Origin of the sequence: Kitasatospora sp. NPDC052896 (assembly GCF_044547075.1) — a bacterium.
GTDB lineage: Bacteria > Actinomycetota > Actinomycetes > Streptomycetales > Streptomycetaceae > Kitasatospora.
In genome coordinates, this window is the sequence record NZ_JBITZU010000011.1 from 62,094 (window position 1) to 87,042 (window position 24,949).

The 24,949-nt window shown below is 74.9% G+C and carries 3 protein-coding genes; all 3 read right to left on the minus strand.

Annotation, left to right across the window (positions count from 1 at the left end; genetic code table 11):
- Positions 1–162: 162 nt before the first annotated feature.
- Positions 163–3,132: a non-ribosomal peptide synthetase gene (locus tag ACIGXM_RS22625; protein WP_396563749.1), complete on the minus strand. Its 2,970-nt coding sequence runs from the start codon at positions 3,130–3,132 to the stop codon at positions 163–165.
- 244 nt (positions 3,133–3,376) lie between these two features.
- A complete protein-coding gene (locus ACIGXM_RS22630) occupies positions 3,377–15,154 on the minus strand; it encodes an SDR family NAD(P)-dependent oxidoreductase (protein ID WP_396563605.1) in 11,778 nt (3,925 codons plus the stop codon).
- A gap of 130 nt (positions 15,155–15,284) precedes the next feature.
- Positions 15,285–24,929: a type I polyketide synthase gene (locus tag ACIGXM_RS22635; protein ID WP_396563607.1), complete on the minus strand. Its 9,645-nt coding sequence runs from the start codon at positions 24,927–24,929 to the stop codon at positions 15,285–15,287.
- Between the last annotated feature and the right edge of the window lie 20 nt (positions 24,930–24,949).

Consider the following 24,949-nt stretch of genomic DNA (forward strand, 5'->3'; position numbering starts at 1 on the left):
TGGGGCGACCCGGCCGTTCCCACCCGCCGGACGAGCCCGGTGAGCAGGCCGTCGACCGCCCCCGGGGACCGCGCTGCCCGCCCCCGCGCTCGGCGGTGGCGGGCAGCGCGGCGGTGCGCTCGGCGGTGGCGGGCAGCGCGGCGGTGCGGCGCGCGGGTACGGTCAGGGCTGCCGGTCGGCGCGGGCCAGGCCGGCCACCCGGGCGAGGGTGGGCTCACGCAGGATCGAGGCCAGGTGGGACATGAACGCCTCCTCCTGGCCGGGCTCCAGCACCTCACCGCAGACACCGGCGAGCATCGCGAGCAGTGCCACCGAGTCCCCACCCAGGCGGTGGAAGTCGGCCGTCCCGTCGAGGCGGGAGCGTGGCACGCCGAGGGTGCGGGCCCAGATCCCGGCCACCGCCTCCTCGACGGGGTCCACCGCTGCCCCCTGGTCGCTCCCGGGGTCCGCGGTGGCCTCGGGTGCGTCGGCGAACGGGTCGGGCAGGGCACGCGCGTCGATCTTGCCACTCACGGTGTAGGGCAGCTCGGAGAGCACCAGGATGGCCGCGGGCAGCATGTACGAGGGCAGCCGGCCGGCCAGGTGCTCGGCCAACCCGCCCTCGGTGACGGCCGCGTTGGTCAGCACGTACCCGTAGAGGGTCTTGCCCGGGCGGCCGGGCCGTGCCCGGGCGATCACCACGGCCCGATCCACGGCCGGGTGCTCCTCCAGGGCCTGGGCCACCTCCGCGGGCTCCACCCGGTGGCCGCGCACCTTGACCTGGTCGTCGATCCGCCCGACGCACTCCAGCTCGCCCGAGGGCAGGGTGCGGACCAGGTCGCCGGTGCGGTAGACCCGGGTGCCGTCGGCGAGACGGACGAAGCGCTCCCGGTTGAGGTCGGGCCGCCCGAGGTAGCCGCGGGCGAGCTGCGCGCCGCCCAGGCACAGCTCGCCGATCTCGCCGGGGGCGACGTACCGCCGGTCCTCGTCGAGCAGGTGGGCGGTGGTGTTGTCGGCCGGCAGGCCGATCGGCACGACCGTGCCGTGGGCGTCCCGCACCGGGTCGAAGGTGTGCGCGGTGCAGCCGATGGTCGCCTCGGTCGGCCCGTACTCGTTGATGATCCGGCAGTCGGGCCCGAACATCTCCTGCGCCCGGGCGGCGACCTCCACCCGCAGCTGCTCACCGATCACGATCACCGCGCGGTAGCCGGTGGGCGCCAGGTCGAGGCGGCCGATCAGGTCGAGGTGGGAGGGGGTCAGGTTCAGGGTGTTGGCGCCGGAGTCCTCCAGCAGGTCGCGCAGCGAGAGGTGGGTGGGTTCCGCGCGCATCAGGATCACCTCGCCGCCGGCCAGCAGCGGCAGGAAGATCGAGGTGCCCGTGACGTCGAAGGAGAGCGAGGTGACCAACGGCAGCCGGGTGTCGGCGTCCACCCCGAACTCGCGGGTGCCCCAGTGCAGGTAGTTGACCAGACTGCGGTGCTCGATCTGAACACCCTTCGGCCGACCGGTCGACCCGGAGGTGTAGATGACGTAGCAGAGGTCCGACGGATCGATGATCGCGTCCTGGAACTCCTCGGGGGTGCTGCCGTCCAGGGCCAGGTCGTCCAGGATCAGCGGGCGGCAGCCGGTGGGGACGCAGTCACGCTCGTCGTAGGGGCGCGCCACCAGGCAGAGGGCGCTGCCGGCGTCGGTGAGCAGGTCGGCGATCCGCGCGTCCGGGTGGCGGGTGTCCAGCGGCAGGTAGGCGGCACCGGCCCGCAGCACACCCCAGAGCCCGGCCACCGCGGCCACCGTACGGTCCGCCAGCAGGCCGACCACCGTGCCGGGTCCGGCGCCCTGGCGGCGCAGTTCGGTGGCGACGGCGTCCGCGCGGCGGCTCAGCTCCGCGTAGGTCACCTTGCCCTCGGGGCCGCTGAGGGCGATGCGGTCGGGGGTTCGCTCGACCTGTTCGCGGAAGAGCTCGACCACCGAGCGTTCGGAGGGCAGCGGACGGTCGGTGCGGTTGCCGGCCCACTCGCGGTGGGCTAACGGGGAGAGCGCGTCCGCGACGGTCTCCAGCAGGGCTTCGGCCCGCTCGGCCATGCCGGGCTCGTCGTGCCAGGCGACGGTGATCTCGGTGCGCCCGGGACTCTCCATCAGGTCGATCTCCGGCGGGCCGCCGGGGCTGACACCACCGAGCGAGTAGACGGCGGTGGTCCGGAAGTCATCGGTGGACAGCTCGTCGTGGTCGAAACCGCCGAGCTGCGAGAGGTAGGCGCTGGCGTGGTAACGGCGCTTGCGCCAGGCGGCCCGGTCGATCCCGGTGTTGATCATCTTCATCAGCGGGACCGGCATCCTCAGCAGCCAGGAGGCGAACGGCAGGTCCAGCTCCGCCCGTTCGGCGAGCGAGCCGAGCAGCCGCTGCTGCACCTCCTGCCAGTCCTCCCCGGCGGCGACGTCCACTCGCAGCGCGTGCACCAGCATGGCGGTGGAGCGCGACTCGGGGGCGTGGCGGCGCAGGTCGACCGGGACGAAGAACCGGCCGTCGCCGGTCTCGGTGCTCGCGGCGAGCGCGGCGGCCACCTTGGCCACCGACGCCGGGTGGCGGCCGTCGACCGTGCGCCGGCGCCAGAGCAGCCGGGGCGAGTGCGGCGCGGGGCTGCCCACCAGGGAGGGCCACTCGAGCTTGGAGACCGGCGCCGTCCGCGGCTCGGCACCGGGCGGGAGCAGGCTCTGGGCCAGTTCGTGGTGGTTGAGGGTGGCGTCGTGGCCCAGCGGCGGCTCGCCGCGCAGGACCCGGAAGACGTCGGTGATCCACAGCAGCAGGCCGCGGGCGTCGGTGATGCCGTGGAAGGCGCGGAAGACCAGCGTGGTCGGCGTCCCGGGGACCATCACCACCTCGCAGGTCGCGCCGGTGCCGTCCAGCTCCCGGTGCAGCGCCGGGCTGTCGAGGCGCTCGCGGTCGAAGGTGCCGGCCTCCAGGACGTGCAGCGCCGGCGCGATGCCGCTGTCCACCCACCGCCGGCCCTCGCGGACCAGCCGCATGCCCGGGGAGGCCTCGGCGGCGATCGCCATCGCCTCGGCGAGTTCGTCGGCGGACAGCGCGCCTTCGCCCTCCACCACGTGCTGGACGAGGCACAGTGCCGGCCGCAGGCCCAGGAAGGCCCACTCCATCGCCGTCACGTCCCGGCTGTAACGCCCGGGATGGGTGACGGCTCCCGCCGCCGGCGGGACGGTCAAACGTTTGTTGTCGTGTTGAGTTATCACCGGTGATCGTAGTCTTTTCTGACGGTCGGATAGGGGATGTCGCGGAAGGGACATCCGGTGGAACGGGAGACGGCCCTGGCTCGGACGCGCGCGGCGCCCGAGCCAGGGCCAGGTCAACTACTCCTCAGACTCGACTTCTCGTCCCAGGTGGTCAGTTGCCCTCCTGGGACCGGCCGAGCTGGTCGTTGATGAAGGCGAAGAGCTCGTCGTCGGAGGCCGCCTTGAGCTGCTCGGTGGCCACTGCCCCGCCCGTCGGCGCCGCGGGGACGGAGAGCTTGCCCAGCATCGCCTGCAGCCGGGCCGCCAGGGCTCCGCGCACCTCACCGTCGGGGACCGGCGCCGCCCCGAACGCCGCCTCCAGGCGGTCGAGTTCGGCCAACAGCGGCTGGACGGAGGCGGCCGGAGCCGGGACGATCTCGGCCAGCAGCAGCTCGGTGAGGGCTGCCGGCGTCGGATAGTCGAACACCAGCGTAGCGGACAGCCGCAGGCCGGTGGCCGCGTTCATCCGGTTCCGCAGCTCGATACCGGTCAGCGAGTCGAACCCCAGCTCCTTGAAGGCCCGTTCGGCCTCGACGGACTCCGGCCCGGCGTGCCCGAGGACGGCCGCGACCTGCGTGCAGACCAGGTCCAGCAGCAGCTTGCGACGCTCCTCGGTGTCGAGGCCGGCCAGCCGCTGCTCCAGCGTCGGCCCCTCGACGGCCCCGGCCGCGGCGCGAACGGCGCGGCGCGCGGGGGCCCGCACCAGGCCGCGCAGCAGCGGCGGGACGGCGGCCGGATCGGCGTGGGCACGCAGCCCGGCGACGTCCAGACCCATCGGGGCGACGGTGGTGCGACCGAGTCCGGCCGCGGTGTCGAGCAGCTCCAGACCCTGCGCGGAGGAGAGCGGGGTGATGCCGCCGCGGGACATCCGCTGCAGGTCCGTCTCCGCCAGGTTGCCGGTCATCCCGCTGCTCTCGGCCCACAGGCCCCACGCCAGCGAGAGCGCGGGCAGGCCGAGTTGGCCGCGGTGGGTGGCCAGCGCGTCCAGGAAGGCGTTGGCGGCCGCGTAGTTGCCCTGCCCGGCGCTGGAGAAGGTGCCGGCCACCGAGGAGAAGAGCACGAACGCCGACAGGTCGAGTCCGGCGGTCAGCTCGTGCAGGTTGAGCGCGGCGTCCACCTTGGGACGCAGCACGGCGTCCAGCCGCTCGGGCGTCAGGGCGTTGACCACGCCGTCGTCGATCACACCGGCGGTGTGCACGACCGCGGTGAGCGGGCGCTCCAGCTCGGCGAACAGCTTGGCCAGCGCGTCGCGGTCGGCCACGTCGCACGCCGCGACGCGCACCGAGGCTCCAAGCCCCTCGAGCTCGGCGGTCAGCTCGGCCGCGCCCGGTGCGTCGGCGCCGCGCCGGCTGGTGAGCAGCAGGTGCCGGGCACCGTGCTCGGTCACCATGCGCCGGGCCACCAGGGTCCCGAGGGTGCCGGTGGCACCGGTGACGAGGACGGTGCCGTCCCGGTCCAGCGGGGCCGGGACGGTCAGGACGACCTTGCCGATGTGCTTGGCCTGCGAGACGAAACGGAACGCCTCCGGTGCCCGGTGGACGTCCCAGGTGGCGATCGGCAGGTGCGCCAGCGCGCCCTGGTCGAACAGGGCGAGGACCGCGGCGAGCATCTCGCCGGTGCGCTCGGGACCGGCCTCGATCAGGTCGAAGCCCTGGTACTGCACGCCCGGGTGGTCGACCGCGACCTGCTCGGGGTCGCGGACGTCGGTCTTGCCCATCTCGACGAACCGACCGCCGCGCGGCAGCAGCCGCAGCGAGGCGTCCACGAACTCCCGGGCGAGGGAGTCCAGGACCACGTCCACACCACGGCCGCCACTGGCCGCGCGGAAGCGCTCCTCGAACTCCAGGTCACGCGAGGAGGCGATGTGCGCCTCGTCCAGACCCAGCGAGCGCAGCGCGTCCCACTTGCCGGCACTGGCCGTGCCGTAGACCTCGGCGCCCAGGTGGCGGGCCAGCTGGACGGCGGCCATGCCCACACCACCGGCGGCCGCGTGGATCAGGATCGACTCGCCGGCCCGCAGCCCGGCGAGGTCGACCAGCGCGTAGTAGGCCGTGAGGTAGACCACGGGCACGGAGGCGGCCTGGGCGAAGGTCCAGGTGTCGGGCATCCTGGCGATCATCCGACGGTCGACCACGGCGACCGGGCCGAAACCGCCCGAGAGCATGCCGAACACCCGGTCCCCGACCGCCAGGTCGGTGACACCCGGGCCGACCTCGAGGACCACGCCGGCGCCTTCCAGGCCCAACAGGCCCGCGTTGCCCGGGTACATGCCCAGCGCGTTCAGCACGTCACGGAAGTTCAGGCCGCTGGCCCGCACTCCGATCCGCACGCTGCCGGGCTCCAGCGGCGCGACCGCCGCCGGGTGCTCCACCAGCGCCAGGTTGTCCAGCGTGCCCTTGACCGGGATGCCCAGCCGCCAGGCGGCCGCGCCCCGCGGCGGGACCAGCGCCTCGTCCGTGGCGACCCGGGCCAGCCGCGGCACGTGGCAGCCACCCTCACGGATCGCCAACTCCGGCTCACCACTGGCCAACCCAGCCGCCACCGAAGCCACCGAGGACCCAGCCGCGTCCAGATCCAGCAGCACGAACCGCTCCGGATTCTCAGCCTGCGCGGAGCGAACCAGACCCCACACCGCCGCACCCACCGGATCGGCCAACACCTCACCCGCCAACGGCGCTACCGCACCCCGGGTCACCACCACCAACCGCGCGTCCGCGAACCGATCCTCGGCCAACCACGCCCGCACCAACCCCAGAACCCGGTGCGTCACCTCCCGCACCGCACCCGCCGACAACTCACCCACCGACGCCGCACCCGACACGAACACCACGTCCGGCACCACCTCGGCCGCCGCCAACCCCGCCAGATCGGCGAAGCCCCCGACAACCACACCAGCCGCCGCAAAAGCATCCGACAGACCCGGACCACCACCGACGACCGACCAACCACCACCCTCGACCACACCCGCCGCAGCCGGCAACGCGGCCCACTCCACCCGGAACAACGACTCGTGATGAGTAGCGCGAGCGGCACCGCGCAACTGGTCGGCGGCGACCGGGCGCAGCACCAGTGACTCCACGGTGGCCACCGGCTCGCCGGTGGCGTCGGCGAGCGCGAGGGCGACCGCGTCCGTGCCCTGCGGAGTGATCCGCACGCGCAGCTCGCTCGCCCCGGTGGCGTGCAGGGTGACGCCGCTCCAGGCGAACGGCAGCCGGCCGCCCTCGGCGCCGCTCCCCTGGAGGAAGGTGCCGTGCAGCGCGGCGTCGAGCAGCGCGGGGTGCAGCCCGAACAGGCTCCCGTCCGGCTCGGTGCCCTCGGGCAGCCGGACCTCGACGAAGATCTCCTCACCGCGCTGCCAGGCGGCGGTCAGGCCCTGGAAGGCGGGCCCGTAGGCGAATCCGCCGACCGCCAGGCGCTCGTAGAAGCCGGTGGTCTCCAGCGGCACCGCGTCAGCCGGCGGCCAGGCGGCCAGCTCACCGGCACCGGCCGGCTCACCGGCCCGGCCGGTGCCCAGCGCGCCGTCGGCGTGCTTGGTCCACGGCTCGTCGGCCTCCGCGTCCTCGGGACGGGAGTGGAGGGAGAGCGCCCGGCGGCCCGACTCGTCGGCCGCGCCCAGCCAGAGCTGGAGCTGGAGCGCGCCGCTCTGCGGCAGCACCAGGGGCGCCAGCAGGGTCAGCTCCTCCAGCCGGTCGCAGCCCGCCTGGTCGCCCGCGCGGACCGCGAGCTCGACGAAGGCGGTGCCCGGCAGCAGGACGGTCCCGGAGACCGCGTGATCGGCCAGCCAGGGGTGGGTGTCCAGGGCGAGCCGGCCGGTGAACAGGAAGCCGTCCGACTCGGCCAGCGGGGCGGCGGCGCCGAGCAGCGGGTGCTCGGGGGTCACCAGCCCGGCCGAGGCGACGTCGGCGGCCCACAGCGCCGGTGCCTCCAGCCAGTAGCGCTCGCGCTGGAAGGCGTAGGTCGGCAGGTCGACCCGGCGGGCGCCGGTGCCGGCGAAGAGCGCCGGCCAGTCGAGCTCGATGCCGCGCACGTGCAGCTGGGCGAGCGCCGTGGTGAACGTCCGCGCCTCGGCACGGTCGCGGCGCAGCACGGGCGTGAACACCGCGTCCTCGGTCACGCACTCCTGGCCGAGCGCGGCGAGGGTGCCGTCCGGGCCCAACTCCAGGAAGGTGCGGACGCCTTCGCCCTCCAGGGCCGCGATCGCGTCCGCGAAGCGGACGGCCTCGCGGACGTGGCGCACCCAGTACTCGGGCGAGGTCGGATCGGCGGACCGGTCGAGGGTGGAGACGATCGGGAGCTGCGGGGCGTGGTAGGTCAACTCCTCCGCCACCGTGCGGAACTCGTCCAGCATCGGGTCCATCAGCGGCGAGTGGAACGCGTGGCTGACCGTCAGGCGCTTGGTCTTGCGCCCCTCGGCCGCCAGCCGCTCCGCGACCTCGACGACGGCCCGCTCGGCACCCGAAAGCACCACGGACGACGGCCCGTTGACCGCGGCGAGGCCCAACTCGTGCTCGCGGCCGGCGAGGAGCGGCAACACCTCGTCCTCGGTGGCCTGCACGGCCACCATCGCGCCACCGGCGGGCAGCGCCTGCATCAGCCGACCGCGCGCGGCGACCAGCCTGGCCGCGTCGGCGAGCGACAGCACGCCCGCGACGTGCGCGGCGGCCAGCTCGCCGATCGAGTGCCCGGCCAGGAAGTCCGGGCGGACGCCCCAGGACTCGACCAGGCGGAAGAGCGCCACCTCGAGCGCGAACAGCGCCGGCTGGGTGTACGCGGTCTGGTCGATCAGCTCGGCGGCGTCCTCGAGCGGCGTCTCCAGGTGCTGGTCCAACTCGGCGCGGACCGCGTCGTAGGCGGCGGCGAACACCGGGTGCGCGCCGTACAGTTCGCCACCCATCCCGGCCCGCTGGCTGCCCTGCCCCGCGAACAGGAACGCCGTCCGCGGCGCGCTGCCGGCGGTGCCCTCGACCAGGTTGCCGGCCGACTCACCGGCGGCCAGGGCCGCCAGGCCGCGCAGCAGCTCCTCGCGACCGCCGCCGACCACCGCGGCGCGCTGCTCCAGGCCGCCGCGCGTGACGGCCAGCGAGAAGGCGACGTCGACCGGGTGCACCGCGGGGTCGGCGGCCAACCGCTCGTGCAGCTTGTGCGCCTGGCCTCGCAACGCCTCGCGGGTCTTCGCGGAGAGCACCCAGGGCAGCGCGGCCGGGGCGACCGGCTCGGCCTGGGCGACCGGCTCGGGCACCTGCTCGATGATGGCGTGCGCGTTGGTGCCGCTGACGCCGAAGGACGAGACGCCGGCGCGGCGCGGCTCGCCCGTCTCCGGCCACGGCCGGGCCCGGGTCAGCAGCTCCACGGCGCCCGCTTCCCAGTCCACGTGCGGGGTCGGCCCGGTGACGTGCAGCGTCGGGGGCAGCACGCCGTGCCGCATCGCCATCACCATCTTGATGATTCCGGCGGCGCCGGCGGCGGCCTGGGTGTGACCCAGGTTCGACTTGATCGAGCCGAGCCAGAGCGGCCGTTCGGCGCTGTGCTCCTGGCCGTAGGTGGCGAGCAGCGCCTGGGCCTCGATCGGGTCGCCCAGCGAGGTGCCCGTGCCGTGCGCCTCGACCGCGTCCACCTGGGCCGCCGTCAGCCCGGCGTTCGCCAGCGCCTGGCGGATCACCCGCTGCTGGGACGGACCGTTCGGCGCCGTCAGACCGTTGCTCGCGCCGTCCTGGTTGACGGCCGTGCCCCGGACGATCGCCAGCACCGGGTGACCGTTGCGCCGGGCGTCCGAGAGCCGCTCGACCAGCAGCATGCCCACGCCCTCGGCCCAGCTGGTCCCGTCCGCGTCGGCGGAGAAGGACTTGCAGCGACCGCTGGAGGACAGGCCGCCCTGGCGGGCGAAGTCGACGAAGGTGTCGGGCGTGGCCATCACCGTCACGCCACCGGCCAGCGCCAGCGAGCACTCGCCACTGCGCAGCGCCTGGGCGGCCAGGTGCAGCGCGACCAGCGAGGACGAGCAGGCGGTGTCCACGGTGACCGCCGGGCCCTCCAGCCCGAACGTGTAGGAGACCCGACCCGAGGCGACGCTGCCGGCGCCACCGGTACCCAGGTAGCCGGCGACCTCCTCGGGGACGGCGGGCAGCCGGGTGACGTAGTCGTGGTACATCACGCCCGCGAAGACGCCCGTTCGGCTGCCCTTGACCGAGGTCGGGTCGATGCCCGCCCGCTCGAAGGCCTCCCAGGACGCCTCCAGCAGCAACCGCTGCTGCGGGTCCATCGCCAGGGCCTCGCGCGGGTTGATGCCGAAGAAGGTCGGGTCGAAGGCGCTGGCGTCGTGCAGGAAGCCGCCCTCCAGCGCCGCGGCGGCCTGCTCGGTGTCGGCACTGTGCAGCGCGTCCACCAGCCAGCCGCGGTCGGTGGGGAAGCCGGAGATGCCGTCGCGGCCGCTGGTGACCAGCTGCCACAGCTCCTCGGGCGTGGTCACCCCGCCCGGGTAGCGGCAGGCCATGCCGATGATCGCGATCGGCTCGTCGGAGGCGCCCGCGGTGGCGCGCGGGCCGGCCGGGGTGGCCGCGGTCCGGCTGGAGCCGTGGAGTTCGGCGCTCAGCTGGTCGGCGAGGGCGGCCGGGTTCGGGTAGTCGAAGACCAGGGTCGTCGGCAGCCGCAGTCCGGTCGCGGTGGTCAGGCGGTTGCGCAGCTCGACGGCGGTCAGCGAGTCGAAGCCGAGCTCCTTGAAGGCGAGGTTCGGCTCGATGGCGTCGGCACCGGTGTGGCCGAGCACGGCGGCCACCTGGCTGGTGACCAGGCTCAGCAGCGCCTTGCTCCGCTCGGCCGCCGGCAGCGCGGCCAGCTGCTGGCCGAAGGAGTCGGTGGCCTGTTCGACCTGGGCGGCGCGCCGGGCCGACGCCCGGACCAGGCCGCGCAGCAGGGCGGGCAGCGCCGAGGTCACGGGCTGGGCCCGCAGCCCGGCCAGGTCCAGGCGCATCGGGACGTAGGTCGCGCCGCCCAGCGCGGCGGCGGTGTCGAGCAGGGACAGGCCCTCCTCGCTGGAGAGCGCGCCGACCCCGCCACGGGCCATCCGCTGGAGGTCGGCCTCCTCCAACGTGCCGGTCATGCCGCTGCGTTCGGCCCACAGGCCCCAGGCCAACGCGGTGGCCGGCAGCCCGGACGCCTGGCGGTGGTGCGCGAGGGCGTCCAGGAACGCGTTGGCGGCGGCGTAGTTGGCCTGGCCGGGTCCACCGAGGGTGGCCGCCGCCGCCGAGAAGAGCACGAAGGCGGTCAGGTTCTGACTCTTCGTCAGTTCGTGCAGGTGCCAGGCCGCGTCGACCTTGGGGCGCAGCACGGGAGTCAGCCGCTCGGGGGTGAGCGCGGAGATGATGCCGTCGTCCAGCACGCCCGCGGTGTGCACCACGGCACTCAGCGGGTGCTCCAGCGAGCCGAGCAGCTCGGCCAGCGCGTCGCGGTCGGCGACGTCGCAGGCCGCCAGCGTCACCTCGGCGCCCGACTCGGTCAGCTCGGCGACGAGTTCGGCCGCGCCGGCGGCTTCCGCACCGCGCCGGGAGACCAGCAGCAGGCGCCGCACGCCGTGCTCGGCGACCAGATGGCGGGCGACCAGCGCGCCCAGGGTGCCGGTCGCACCGGTGACCAGCACGGTGCCGTCCGGGCCCACGTCGAGGCCCTGCGAGATGTCGGCGGCGGCGGTGACCCGGGCCAGCCGGGGCACCCGGAGGCCACCCGCGCGCAGCGCGAGCTGCGGCTCCTCGGCGGCGAGGGCGGCGGGCAGCGCCCGCAGCGAGGCCTCGTCGGTGTCGAGGTCGAGCAGGACCAGCCGGCCCGGGTTCTCGGTCTGGGCCGAGCGGACCAGGCCCCAGACGGTGGCGGCGGCCAGGTCGGTGATCGCCTCGCCGGGGGTGACGGCCAGCGCGCCGCGGGTGGCCAGCACCAGGCGGGCGTGGGCGAACTCGTCGGCGGCCAGCCACTCCTGGACCAGGGCGAGGGCGCGGCGGGCCGTCGCGTGCGCGGCCTGCGGCAGCTCGCCCGGCTCGGCCGCGACGACCGTCAGCACGGTGTCGGGGAGCGCCGCGCCGGACGCGACGGCGGTGGCCAGCGCGGGCAGGTCGGCGTAGCCGGGCAGGTCGAGGCCGAGCCGCTCCGCGCCGAGCAGCGCCCACCCCGCGGTGTCGGCGTTGCCGGGGGCGGCGGGCTGCCACTCCACGGTGAACAGCGACTCGTGGTGGGCGCTGCGGGCGGCGTGCACCTGGGCGGCCGAGACCGGCCGCAGCAGCAGCGAGTCGACCCGGGCGACCGGGGCGCCGGTGCCGTCGGCGACGGTGACCGAGACGCAGTCCGCACCGGCCGGGGAGAGCCGTACCCGCAGGGTGTCGGCGCCCGAGGCGTGCAGGGTGACGCCGCTCCAGGCGAACGGGAGCCGCCCGGACTCGCTGGGGCTCAGCAGCGTGCCCATGCCGACGCCGTGCAGGGCGGCGTCGAGCAGGGCGGGGTGCAGGCCGAACAGCCGGGCGTCGGTCCTGGCCTGCTCGGGCAGTCGGACGTCGGCGAAGATCTCGTCGCCCGACTGCCACGCGGCGCGCAGGCCCTGGAAGACCGGACCGTAGCCGAAACCGGCCTCCGCCAGGTACTCGTAGAGTCCCTCGGTCTCGACCGGGGTGGCGCCGGCCGGGGGCCAGCTGTCCAGGCCGAGGGCCTCGGCCGGGTGGTCGGTGGCGGCGGGCGCGAGGATGCCGGTGGCGTGCCGGGTCCAGGCGTGCTCGGTGGTCAGGGCCGCCCCACCGGCGGCGTCCTCGGGCTCCGGGCGGGAGTGCAGGGTGAAGCCGCGACTGCCGGTGGCGTCCGCCTCCCCCACCGCGAGCTGGATCTGGACGGCGCCGCGCTCGGGCAGGACGAGCGGGGCCTGCAGGGTTAGCTCGACGAGCTGGTGGCAGCCCACGTGGTCACCGGCGCGGATCGCGAGCTCGACGAAGGCCGTGCCGGGCAGCAGGACGGTGCCCATCACCGCGTGGTCGGCGAGCCAGGGATGGGTCTGGAGCGAGAGCAGGCCGGTGAAGAGCACGCCGTCGGCGTCGGCGAGCGCGACCGCGGCGCCGAGCAGCGGGTGGTCGGCCGCGCCGAGACCGACCGAGGCGACGTCGCCGAGCCAGCCGGCCGGCGGCTCGGGCCAGTGGCGGCGGCGCTGGAAGGCGTAGGTGGGCAGGTCCACCCGGGTGCCGCCCCAGGCCGCGGAGACGGCACGCCAGTCGGGCGCGGCGCCGTGGGCGTGGGCCAGGGCGAGCGCGGTCAGCAGGGTCCGGGTCTCGTCGCGGCCGGTGCGCATCGTGGGCACCAGGGCGGCGCCGTCGGCGTTCTCGCCGAGGCAGTGCTGGGCCATGGCGGTGAGGACACCGTCGGGGCCGAGCTCCAGGTAGGTGGTGACACCGTTGGCGTCGAGCCGACGGACGGCGTCGAGGAAGCGGACGGCCTCGCGGACGTGGCGCACCCAGTACTCGGGCGAGCACAGCTCCTCGGCGGTCAGCGAGGTGCCGGTGACGGTGGAGACGATCGGGATGCGCGGCGGCTGGTAGTCCAGGCCCTCGGCGATCCTGCGGAAGTCCGCCAGCATGCCGTCCATCAGCGGGGAATGGAAGGCGTGGCTCACGGTCAGGCGCCTGGTCTTGCGACCCAGCTCCTCGAAGTGCCGTGCGATGGCCAGGACTTCGTCCTCGGCGCCGGAGACCACGACGGCGGTCGGACCGTTGACGGCGGCGATGCCCACCACGGCCGAGCGGTCCGCCAGCAGCGGCAGCAGCTCCTCCTCGGACGCCTGCAGCGACACCATCGCACCACCGCGCGGCAGTTCCTGCATCAACCGACCGCGGGCCGCCACCAACGCGGACGCGTCGGCGAGCGAGAGCACGCCCGCCGCGTGCGCGGCGGCGATCTCACCGATCGAGTGACCCGCCAGGAAGTCCGGCGCCAGGCCCCACGACTCCACCAGCCGGAACAGCGCCACCTCGACCGCGAACAGCGCGGGCTGCGTGTAGCGCGTCTCGTCCAGCAGCCCGCCCTCGGCTCCGAAGACCACGTCCTTCAGCGGGCGCTCCAGCTGACCGTCCAGCTCCGCGCAGACCGCGTCGAAGGCCTCGGCGAACACCGGGAACGCCTCGTACAACTCCGCACCCATACCGGCCCGCTGACTGCCCTGACCGGTGAACAGGAACGCGGTGCGGCCCTCCGCGGCCGCGACGCCCCGCACCAGGTGCGGCGCGCTCTCGCCGGCGGCGAGGGCGTCCAGGCCGGTCAGCAGTTCGGCCCGGTCGGCGGCCAGGACGGCGGCGCGGTGGTCCAGGGCGGCGCGGGTGGTGGCCAGGGAGTGCGCGAGGTCGGCCTGGGCGAGGTCGGGAACGGTGTCCAGGTGGGCCCGGAGTCGGGCGGCCTGGGCGCTCAGCGCCTCGGCGGTCCGGCCGGAGACCAGGTACGGCAGCAGCGCGGGGGCGGCCGCGGTCGGGGCCTCGACGGCGGAGCCCTCGGGCTCGGGCGCCTGCTCGATGATGGTGTGCGCGTTGGTGCCGCTGACGCCGAAGGAGGACACGCCCGCCCGGCGCGGCTCGCCGGTCGCCGGCCACGGCCGGGCCTCCTCGAGCAGGGCGACGCCGCCGGAGGCCCAGTCGACGTGCGGCGAGGGCTCGTCCACGTGCAGGGTCTTGGGCAGCACGCCGTGCCGCATCGCGAGCACCATCTTGATGACGCCCGCGACACCGGCCGCCGCCTGGGTGTGCCCGAGGTTCGACTTGACCGAGCCCAGCCACAGCGGCCGGTCCTCGGGCCGCTCCAGACCGTAGGTGGCCAGCAGGGCCTGCGCCTCGATCGGGTCGCCGAGCACCGTACCCGTACCGTGCGCCTCGACCACGTCGACCTGGCCCGGCGTCAGACCGGCCGAGGCCAGCGCCTGGCGGATCACCCGCTGCTGGGACGGACCGTTCGGCGCCGTCAGACCGTTGCTCGCGCCGTCCTGGTTGACGGCCGAACCCCGGATCACCGCGAGCACCGGGTGCCCGTTGCGCCGGGCGTCACTGAGCCGCTCCAGCAGCAGCATGCCGACGCCCTCGCCCCAGCCGGTGCCGTCCGCCGCCGCGGCGAACGACTTGCAGCGGCCGTCGGCCGCCAGCCCGCGCTGGCGGCTGAACTGGATGAAGGCCCGCGGGCTGGACATCACCGTGACGCCACCGGCCAGCGCCAGCGAGCACTCCTTCTGGCGCAGCGCCTGCACCGCGAGGTGCAGGGCGACCAGCGAGGAGGAGCAGGCCGTGTCGACGGTGACCGCCGGGCCCTCCAGGCCGAAGGTGTAGGAGAGGCGACCGGAGAGCACGCTCGCCGCGTTGCCGGTGAGCGTGTAGCCCTCGACGCCCTCGGGCACCTGGTACAGCAGATCGCCGTAGTCCTGGCCGTTGGTACCGGCGAAGACGCCGGTCCGGCTGCCCTTGAGCGAGGTCGGATCGATGCCCGCCCGCTCCAGTACCTGCCAGGACGCCTCCAGCAGCAGTCGTTGCTGCGGGTCCATGCCGAGCGTCTCACGGGGGCTGATGCCGAAGAAGGCGGCGTCGAACTCCGTCGCGTCGTAGAGGAACCCACCGTGCCGGGTGTAGCTGGTGCCCTGCTGGTCGGGGTCGTCGTCGAAGAGCGACTCCACGTCCCAGCCACGGTCGGACGGGAAGTCGCCGATCGCGTCGCGGCCCTCGGCCACCAACTGCCACAGATCCTCGGGGGAGTTCACCCCGCCCGCGAACCGGCAGCTCATCGAGACCAGGGCGATCGGCTCAGAGTCGCCCGACTCCGCGTCACGCAGCCGCTGGCGGGTCTGGTGCAGATCCGCCGTCACGCGCTTCAGATAGTCGAGGAGCTTTTCCTGATCCACTGTTGGAACCTCACCCAATTCGATCACTGCTGCAGGTAGTTGCGGGCCGGTCCGGGCCCGGTCCGGTCGTCGGTGCGGCGCCGCGGGGGCCTTGCGGCCGCACTGACGACGGGCCGCTGTCGCGGGCCCGTCAGGCCATGCCCAACTCGTTGTCGATGAAGGCGAACAGCTCGTCGGCCGAGGCCGACTGCAGCTTCTCGGTCACCTGGGCCTCGGCCTCCCGCTCGCGTGGAGCGCCGCTCCACCGGGTCAGCAGGGCCTGGAGGCGGGCGGCGACGTCCGCCCGGGTGTCCTCGTCCTCGGAGACCGCCGCCAGCGCGGCTTCCAGCCGGTCGATGTCGGCGAGCGAGGCCGCGCCGTCTCCGCCGGCGGCGGGCAGCAGGTCCGCCCGCAGTCGGGCGGCCAACGCGGCCGGAGTCGGGAAGTCGAACACCAGGGTCGCCGGGAGCCGGAGCCCGGTGGCGGCGCTGAGTCGGTTGCGCAGCTCCAGGGCGGTCAGCGAGTCGAGTCCGAGTTCCTTGAAGGCCCGGCCGCCGACCACCTCGTCCACCGTCGCGTGTCCGAGCGCCGCCGCCGCGTGGGCCCGTACCAGGTCGAGGACGGCCTGCTCACGCTCCAGCTCCGCCATCTCCGCCAGGCGCCGGCGCAGGTCAGCGGTGTCGGTGGGCGCCGCCTGCGCCGTGGACTCGCCGCCGTCAGCCCTGCGCCGGGCGGCGGGCAGCTCGTCCAGCAGGGCGGACGCGCGGACGGCCGTGAAGCCGGGCGCGAAGCGCTCCCAGGCGATGTCGGCGACCGTGACCACGGTCTCGTCCAGGTCCAGGGCCCGCTGCAGGGCGGCGATCGCCGCCGCCGGCGGCATGCCGGGCAGTCCGGCACGGTCCAGGCGGTCGCCGATCAGGCCGTCGGCCGCCATGCCCGTCTCGCCCCACCGGCCCCAGGCCACCGAGGTGGCGGGCAGGCCCTCGGCCCGGCGGTGCTCGGCGAAGGCGTCCAGGAAGGCGTTGGCGGCGGCGTAGTTGCCCTGGCCGGGGTCGCCGAGCGTGCCGGCGATGCCGGAGAACAGGACGAACGCCGTCAGGTTCGACTCCCTGGTCAGCTCGTGCAGGTTGAGTACGGCGTCCACCTTCGGACGCAGGACGCCCGCGATGCGGTCGGGCGTCAGCGAGTCGAGCACCCCGTCGTCCAGGACGCCCGCGGTGTGGACGACCGCGGTGAGCGGCTGCTCCGCCGGTACGGCGTCCAGGAGTTCGGCGAGCGCGGCGCGATCGGCCGCGTCGCAGGAGGCGATCGTGACCTGCGCGCCGAGGGCGAGGAGTTCCTCGCGCAGCTCGGTGGCGCCTTCGGCGTCCGGGCCGCGACGGCTGGTGAGCAGCAGGTGCCCGGCACCGTTGTGGGCCAGCCAACGGGCGACGTGCGCGCCGAGGGCTCCCGTGCCGCCGGTGACCAGGACGGTCCCGCTCGGGCGCCAACCCTCCGCCGGGGCGAGGCCCGCGGGTGCGTGCACCAGTCGGCGGACGAACACCCCGGAGGCCCGCACGGCGAGCTGGTCCTCGACCCCCGCGCCGGCCAGCACGCTCACCAGCCGGTCCAGCGCGCGCTCGTCGGAGCGCTCGCCCAGGGTCGGGGGCAGGTCCACCAGACCGCCCCAGCGCTGCGGCTGCTCGAGCGCCGCGACCCGGCCCAGGCCCCAGACCAGCGACTGCGCGGGGCCCGCCGGTCGCTCGGCACGGTTCACCGCCACCGCACCCCTGGTGGCGCACCACAGCGGAGCCTCGAACCCGGCGTCGCCGAGTGCCTGGACCAGCCCGACGGTCCCGGCCAGGCCGAGCGGCAGCCCCGGATGGTCCCGGTGCGGCCGCTCGTCCAGCGCGAGCAGCGACAGCACGCCCGTCAGCTCCACCACATCGCCCAGCTGCTTGCGGAGCAGCTCGACCAGCACCTCCCGGTCCAGGTCACGCCCGTCGAGGCTGAACGTGCGGACCTCGGCGCCGTGTTGGGCCAGCACCCGGGCGATGTCGGCCACCCAGTCGTCCTCCGCCAGCCCTTCGGGCACGACGACCGCCCAGGTGCCGGCGAGGCTCGCCGCCGCCGGCAGGTCGCCCAGCGGCTGCCAGGTGACCCGGTAGCGCCAGCCGTCGACGGTGGACTGCTCGCGGCGCTGCCGCCGCCAGGAGGAGAGCGCGGGCAGGACGGTGCTCAGCGGGGCGTCCCCGCCCAGGTCGAGCGAACCGGCCAGCGCCTCCAGGTCCTCGTTCTCGACGACCTCCCAGAACGCCGCCTCCACCGGGTCGTTGCCGACCTGCCCGGCCGACTCCTCCGGCCTGGCCGCCTCGGGCCAGTAGCGGCGGCGCTGGAAGGCGTAGGTGGGCAGTTCGACGCGCTGCGCCCCGGTGCCGGCGAAGACAGCGGCCCGCCAGTCCACCGCGATGCCGCGCACCCACGCCTGCGCGAAGGAGGCCAGCACCCGGCGGGCATCCCCCTCGCCGCGGCGCAGCGTACCGAAGGCCACCGCGTCGCGGTTCGCCGCCTCGATGCTCTCCTGGAGCGCCATCACCAGCACCGGGTGCGGGCTGACCTCGATGAACGTCCCACAGCCGGTGCCGAGAAGCGATTCGGTCACCTCCTGCAGACGCACGGTCCGACGGAGGTTGGTGTACCAGTACTCGGCGTCCATGCCCGAGCCGTCCGTCAGTTCGGCGGTCACCGTGGACAGCAGCGGCACCTGGCCGGCCCGAGGTTCGATCCCCGCCAGAGCCCCGAGGAGCTCCTCGCGGATCGACTCGACCTGCGCCGAGTGCGAGGCGTAGTCCACCGGCACCCGACGCGCCCGCACACCGTCCGCCTCGCAGGAGGCCAACAGCTCGTCCAGCGCGGCCGGCTCACCGGAGACGACCACCGACGACGGCCCGTTCACCGCCGCCACCGAGATCCGCTCCTCACCCCACACCACGAGCCGCTCACGCACCGCCTCGACCGGCAGCGCCACCGACACCATCCCGCCGAGGCCCGCCAGACCACCGGCGATCGCCCGACTGCGCAACGCCACCACCCGCGCGCCGTCCTCCAGCGAGAGCGCACCCGCGACGACGGCCGCCGCGATCTCACCCTGCGAATGCCCGACCACCACGGAGGGCTCGACTCCCGCCCCGCGCCAGACCTCCGCGAGCGACACCATCACCGCCCACAACACCGGCTGCACCACATCGACCCGCTCCAGCCAGCCATCGCCGGCCTCGCCACGGACGACCTCCAACAGCGACCAGCCATCCGCGAACGGCGCCAACGCCGCCGCGCACTCCCCCATCCGCTCCGCGAACACCGCGGAGCACTCCAGCAACTCCACCGCCATCTCGGCCCACTGCGAACCCTGCCCCGGGAAGACGAACGCCACCTTCCCCGGGGAACCCGCCGCACCCTGCACCACGTGCGCATCCGGTCCGCCGGTGGCCAGCGCCGCCAGACCACGACCCAGCTCGGCGGCGTCCGCGCCCAGGACCACGGCCCGGTGCTCCAGCACCGTACGGCTCACCGCCAGGGAGAGGCCGACACCCAGCATGTCCGGTTCCGGCTCACCCGCCGCGAAGGCCCGCAGCCGCGCCGCCTGACCGCGCAACGCCTCCTCGCCGCGGCCCGACAGCACCCACGGCACCACCGGGGCGGCGACCGCCGGGCTCCCGTCCGGCTCCACCTCGGCCCGCGCGACCGGCTCCTCCGCGACCGGCTCCTGCTCGATGATCACGTGCGCGTTCGTGCCACTGAACCCGAACGAGGAGATGCCCGCCCGACGGGGCTGGTCCGTCCGCGGCCACTCCCGGGCCTCGGTCAGCAGTTCCACCGCGCCCACCGACCAGTCCACCTGCGGGGTGGGCTCGTCGATGTGGATGCTCTCCGGCAGCACGCCGTGCCGCATCGCCAGCACCATCTTGATGACACCGGCCAGGCCGGCCGCCGCCTGGGCGTGGCCGATGTTCGACTTGATCGAGCCGAGCCACAGCGGCCGGCCCTCGGGCCGGTCCTTGCCGTAGGTGGCGAGCAGCGCCTGGGCCTCGATCGGGTCACCGAGCGAGGTGCCCGTGCCGTGCGCCTCGACGGCGTCCACCTGGGCCGCCGTCAGCCCGGCGTTCGCCAGCGCCTGGCGGATCACCCGCTGCTGGCTGGGCCCGTTGGGAGCGGTCAGACCGTTGCTCGCGCCGTCCTGGTTGATCGCCGAACCACGGACGACGGCCAGCACCGGGTGGCCGTTGCGCCGGGCGTCCGAGAGCCGCTCGACCAGCAGCATGCCGACGCCCTCGGAGGGCGTGAAACCGTCCGCGGCGGCCGAGAACGGCTTGCAGCGGCCGTCGGAGGCCAGGCCCTGCTGACGGCTGAACTCGACGAACGTACCCGGGGTGGACATCACGGTGACACCACCGGCAAGCGCCAGCTCGCACTCGCCGTTCCGCAGCGACTGCACGGCCAGGTGCAGGGCCACCAGCGAGGCCGAGCAGGCGGTGTCCACGGTCATCGCCGGGCCTTCGAGGCCGAACAGGTACGAGACGCGGCCCGACACCACGCTGGCCGCCGTGCCGGTGGCGACATGGCCCTCCACCGACTGGGCCGCACCGGCCAGCAGGCCGAGGTAGTCCGAACCGTTGGTGCCGGCGAAGACGCCGGTCCGGCTGCCGCGCAGCGTGGCCGGGTCGATGCCGGCCCGCTCGAAGGCCTCCCAGGAGGTCTCCAGCAGCAGCCGCTGCTGCGGGTCCATCGCCAGTGCCTCACGCGGCGAGATGCCGAAGAAGGCGGCGTCGAACCGGCTCGCGTCGTGCAGGAAGCCGCCCTGGCGGATGTAGGAGGTGCCCTGGTGGTCGCGGTCCGCGTTGAAGACCGTGTCGAGGTCCCAGCCACGGTCGGCGGGGAACTCCGACAGGGCGTCCCCGGCGTTGACCAGCAGCTGCCACAAGTCCTCGGGCGAGGACACCCCGCCGGGGAAACGGCAGCTCATGCCGACGATCGCGATCGGCTCGTCGTCGGCGGCCGCCCTCACCACGACCGGGGCGACGGCACCGCCCACGGCGCCCGAGAGCTCCTCGTCGAGGTGGCGGACCAGTGCGACGGCGTTGGGGTGGTCGTAGATCAGGGTGGCCGGGAGCTTGATCCCGGCGGCCGCGCCGAGTCGGTTGCGCAGCTCCACGGCGGTCAGCGAGTCGAAGCCCAGCTCCTTGAACGCCCTGCCGGTGTCCACCGCCTCCGGGCCCGGGTAGCCCAGCGCGGCCGCGACGTGGGAGGTGACCAGGTCCAGCAGGACGCGTTCACGCTCGGCCGCCGGGAGACCGGCGAGCCGTGCGACGAGGCCGCCACCGGCGCTCTCCTGACCGTCGGCGCCGCCCGCGCTGCTCTCCAGGGCCCTCACCGCCTCGGGCACGTCGAACAGCAGCGGCCGGACCCGGCCCGAGGTGAAGGCGAGCGCGAAGCGCTGCCAGTCGATGTCGGTGACGGTCAGTACGGTCTCGCCCTGGTCCAGCGCCTGCTGGAGGGCGGTCACGGCCAGGTCGGGCGTCATCTCCAGGATGCCGTGCCGGCGCATCCGGTCGCCGATGCCGCCCTCGGCCGCCATTCCGCCCTCGCCCCACGGCCCCCAGGCCACCGAGGTGGCGGGCAGGCCGTCGGCGCGGCGCTGCTCGGCCAGCGCGTCCAGGAAGGCGTTCCCGGGCGCGTAGTTGCCCTGGCCGGGGGCGCCGAAGGTGGCGGCGAAGGAGGAGAAGAGCACGAAGGCGGACAGGTCGAGGTCACGGGTCAGCTCGTGCAGGTGCAGGGCGGAGTTGACCTTGACCCGCAGCACCCGCTCCAGCTGGTCGGCGGTGAGCGCCCGGATCACCGCGTCGTCCAGCACGGCGGCGGTGTGCATCACGGCCGTGAGCGGTCGTTCGGCCGGGACGGCCGCCAGCAGCTCGGCCAGCGCCGCGCGGTCCGACACGTCGCACGAGGTGATCGTCACCTGGGCGCCGAGAGCGGTGAGTTCCTCGCGCAGCTCGGCGGCACCTTCGGCGTCCGGTCCACGGCGGCTGGTGAGCAGCAGGTGCCGGGCACCGTTGCCGGCCAGCCAGCGGGCCACGTGCGCGCCCAGCGCGCCGGTACCACCGGTGATCAGGACGGTGCCGCTCGGCTGCCACTGCTCGGCCGGCGCCGGTCCGGCCGGCGCGTGCACCAGTCGGCGGGCGTACACGCCGGTGTTCCGGAGGGCGAGCTGGTCCTCGCCACCGGTGCCGGCCAGCACCCCGACCAGGCGCTTCAGGGCCCGCTCGTCCAGCCGCTCGGGCAGGTCCAGCAGACCGCCCCAGCGCTGCGCGTCCTCCAGCGCGGCCACCCGGCCCAGGCCCCAGACCAGAGCCTGCGCGGGCCCGGTCAGCCGCTCGGCACCGTTCACCGCCACCGCGCCGCGCGTGGCGGTCCACACCGGCGTCTCGATCTCGACGTCGGCCAGCGCCTGGAGCAGGGTCATCGATCCGGCCAGACCGAACGGCACGGCCGGGTGGTCCGGGCAGCTCTGCTCGACCAGGCCGAGCAGCGACAGCACCCCGGCGGGTGCGACGCCCTCGGGGAGTTCGGCGCGCAGCCGCCCGGCCAGCGCGTCGCGGTCCAGGTCCGCCGGCCCGACCGCCAGGTGCCGCACGTCGGCACCGTGGCCGGCCAGCGCCTGGGCGGTGTCGGCCACCCACGTGTCGCCGGCCAGCGCCTCGGGCACCACGAGCACCCAGGTGCCGGAGAGCACCGGCGCCGGCAGCTCCGCCAGCGGCTGCCAGACGATCCGGTAGCGCCAGCCGTCCACCACCGACCGCTCCCGCATCTGCCGCCGCCAGGACGACAGTGCCGGCAGCACCGCGCTGAGCGGGGCGTCGTCGGCGAGGTCCAGCGAGCCGGCCACGGCGGCCAGGTCCTCGTCCTCCACGGCGGCCCAGAACTCCGCCTCGGCCGGGTCGAGGACCGTCTCCCGGGACTGGGCGGCCAGGGCGGCGGGTGCGTCCAGCCAGTAGCGGGCGCGCTGGAAGGCGTAGGTGGGCAGCTCGACGCGCTGCGCCCCGGTGCCCGCGAAGACGGCGGCCTGCCAGTCCACCGCGATGCCGCGCACCCACGCCTCGGCGAGGGAGGCCGCCATCCGGCGGGCGCCGCCCTCGCCGCGCCGCAGCGTGCCCACGGTCATCGCCGGCGCGCCGGCCTCCTCCAGGCACTCCTGCAGTCCGGTCAGCAGCACCGGGTGCGCGCTGACCTCGACGAAGCCGTCGATGCCGTGCGCGGCCACGGCCGCCTGGACGGCGTCGCCGAACCGCACGGTCGAGCGGAGGTTGGTGTACCAGTACTCGGCGTCCATCGCGGTGCCGTCGAGCAGCTCGCCGGTCACGGTGGAGAGCAGCGGGATCCGGCCGGCGCGCGGGATGATCCCGGCCAGGGCCGTGCGCAGCTCGTCGCGCAGGGACTCGACCTGGGCGGAGTGCGAGGCGTAGCTGACCTGCACTCGGCGGGCCCGGACCCCGTCCGCCTCACAGACGGCGAGCAGTTCGTCCAGCGCCGCCGGCTCACCCGAGACGACCACCGAGGTCGGGCCGTTGACGGCCGCCACCGAGATCCGCTGCTCGCCCCAGGAGGCCAGCCGCTCCCGCGCGGCGTCCACCGGCAGCGCGAGCGAGACCATGCCGCCGTGGCCCTCGAGGCCGGCGGCGATCGCCTGGCTGCGCAGCGCGACGACCTTGGCGCCGTCGGCCAGCGACAGCACGCCGGCCAGCACCGCGGCGGCGATCTCGCCCTGCGAGTGGCCCACCACCAGCGCGGGCTCGACGCCGGAGGCCCGCCAGACCTCGGCGAGCGAGACCATCACGGCCCACAGCACCGGCTGCACGACCTCGACCCGGTCCAGCCACCGGGTACCGGCGCGGCCGAGCAGCACGTCCTCCAACGACCAGTCGGTGAACGGCGCGAGGGCCGCGGCGCAGTCCTGGATCGCGGTGCGGAACACCGGCGACTGGTCCCACAGCTGAGCGCCCATCTCGGCCCACTGCGAGCCCTGCCCGGGGAAGACGAACGCCACCTTGCCGACGGGCCGGGCCACTCCTTCGACCACGTCGGCCGCGACGCCGCCGTTGGCGAGCGTCTCCAGCCCGCGACCCAGCTCGGCGAGGTCGGTGCCGAGCACCACGGCCCGGTGCTCCAGTTCGGCCCGGCCGACCGCCAGCGAGAGACCGACGGCCAGCGCGTCCGGCGTCGGCTCGCCGGCCGCGAAGGCGGACAGCCGGGCCGCCTGCCCGCGCAGCCCCGCTTCGCCCCGGGCCGACACCGGCCACGGCAGCACGGCGGTGGCGATCGCCGCGACCGGCGCCTCGGTCAGCGGTCGCTCCTGTGCCGGCGGCTCCTCCACGGCCTCCGGCGCCTGCTCGACGATCACGTGCGCGTTGGTGCCGCTGAAGCCGAAGGAGGAGACGGCGGCCCGGCGCGGCTGCCCGGTCTGCGGCCACTCCCGTGCCTGGCTCAGCAGCTCCACCGCGCCGGCCGACCAGTCCACGTGCGTGGACGGCTCGGTGACGTGCAGGGTCTGCGGCAGCACGCCGTGCCGCATCGCCATCACCATCTTGATGATGCCGCCGACACCCGCAGCCGCCTGGGTGTGGCCGATGTTGGACTTCAACGAACCGAGCCAGAGGGGCCGTCCGTCCGCCCGCTCCTGGCCGTAGGTGGCCAGCAGGGCCTGCGCCTCGATCGGGTCGCCGAGCGTGGTGCCGGTGCCGTGCGCCTCGACCGCGTCGACCTGGGCCGGCGTCAGACCGGCGGAGGCCAGTGCCTGGCGGATCACCCGCTGCTGGGAGGGGCCGTTGGGCGCGGTGAGGCCGTTGCTGGCGCCGTCCTGGTTGATCGCCGAGCCGCGGACGATCGCCAGCACCGGGTGCCCGTTGCGCCGGGCGTCGGAGAGCCGCTCGACGAGCAGCATGCCGACACCCTCGCCCCAGCCGGTGCCGTCCGCGTCGTCCGAGAACGCCTTGCACCGGCCGTCGGTGGCCAGACCGCGCTGCCGGCTGAACTCCACGAAGGTGCCGGGCGTGGCCATCACGGTCACACCACCGGCCAGCGCGAGCGTGCACTCCCCAGTGCGCAGCGCCTGCACGGCCAGGTGCAGGGCGACCAGCGAGGAGGAGCAAGCCGTGTCGACGGTCACCGCCGGGCCCTCCAGGCCCAGCGTGTAGGAGACCCGCCCCGAGGCGACGCTGCCGAAGCTGCCGGTACCCAGGTGGCCCTCGACGCCCTCCGGCACCGAGCTGAGCCGGCTGGCGTACTCGTGGTACATGAGGCCGGCGAAGATGCCGGTCCGGCTGCCCTTGAGCCCGGTCGGGTCGATGCCGGCCCGCTCGAACGCCTCCCAGGACGCCTCCAGCAGCAGCCGCTGCTGCGGGTCCATCGCCAGCGCCTCACGCGGCGAGATCCCGAAGAACGCCGGGTCGAACTCGCAGGCGTCGTGCAGGAAGCCGCCCTGGCTGACGTAGCTGGTGCCCTGCTGGTCCGGGTCGTCGTCGATCAGCGACTCGACCTCCCAGCCACGGTCGGTCGGGAAGCCCCCGATGGCGTCGCCGCCGTCCGCCACCAGCTGCCACAGCTCCTCCGGGGAGGACACACCGCCGGGGTAGCGGCAGCTCATGCCGACGATCGCGATCGGCTCCTGGTCGCGCTCCTCCAGCTCCCGCAGCCGCCGGCGAGCGTTCCGCAGATCAGCGGTGGCGCGCTTGAGGTAGTCGCGCAGCTTGTCCTCGTTCACCATCTCGTCCGTTCCTCGCGGAA

Bases quoted from the DNA above. Each gene is read 5' to 3' on its own strand.
- ACIGXM_RS22625 (WP_396563749.1), bottom strand. From the start codon at position 3,132: ATGGAGTGGGCCTTCCTGGGCCTGCGGCCGGCACTGTGCCTCGTCCAG.
- ACIGXM_RS22635 (WP_396563607.1), bottom strand. From the start codon at position 24,929: ATGGTGAACGAGGACAAGCTGCGCGACTACCTCAAGCGCGCCACCGCT.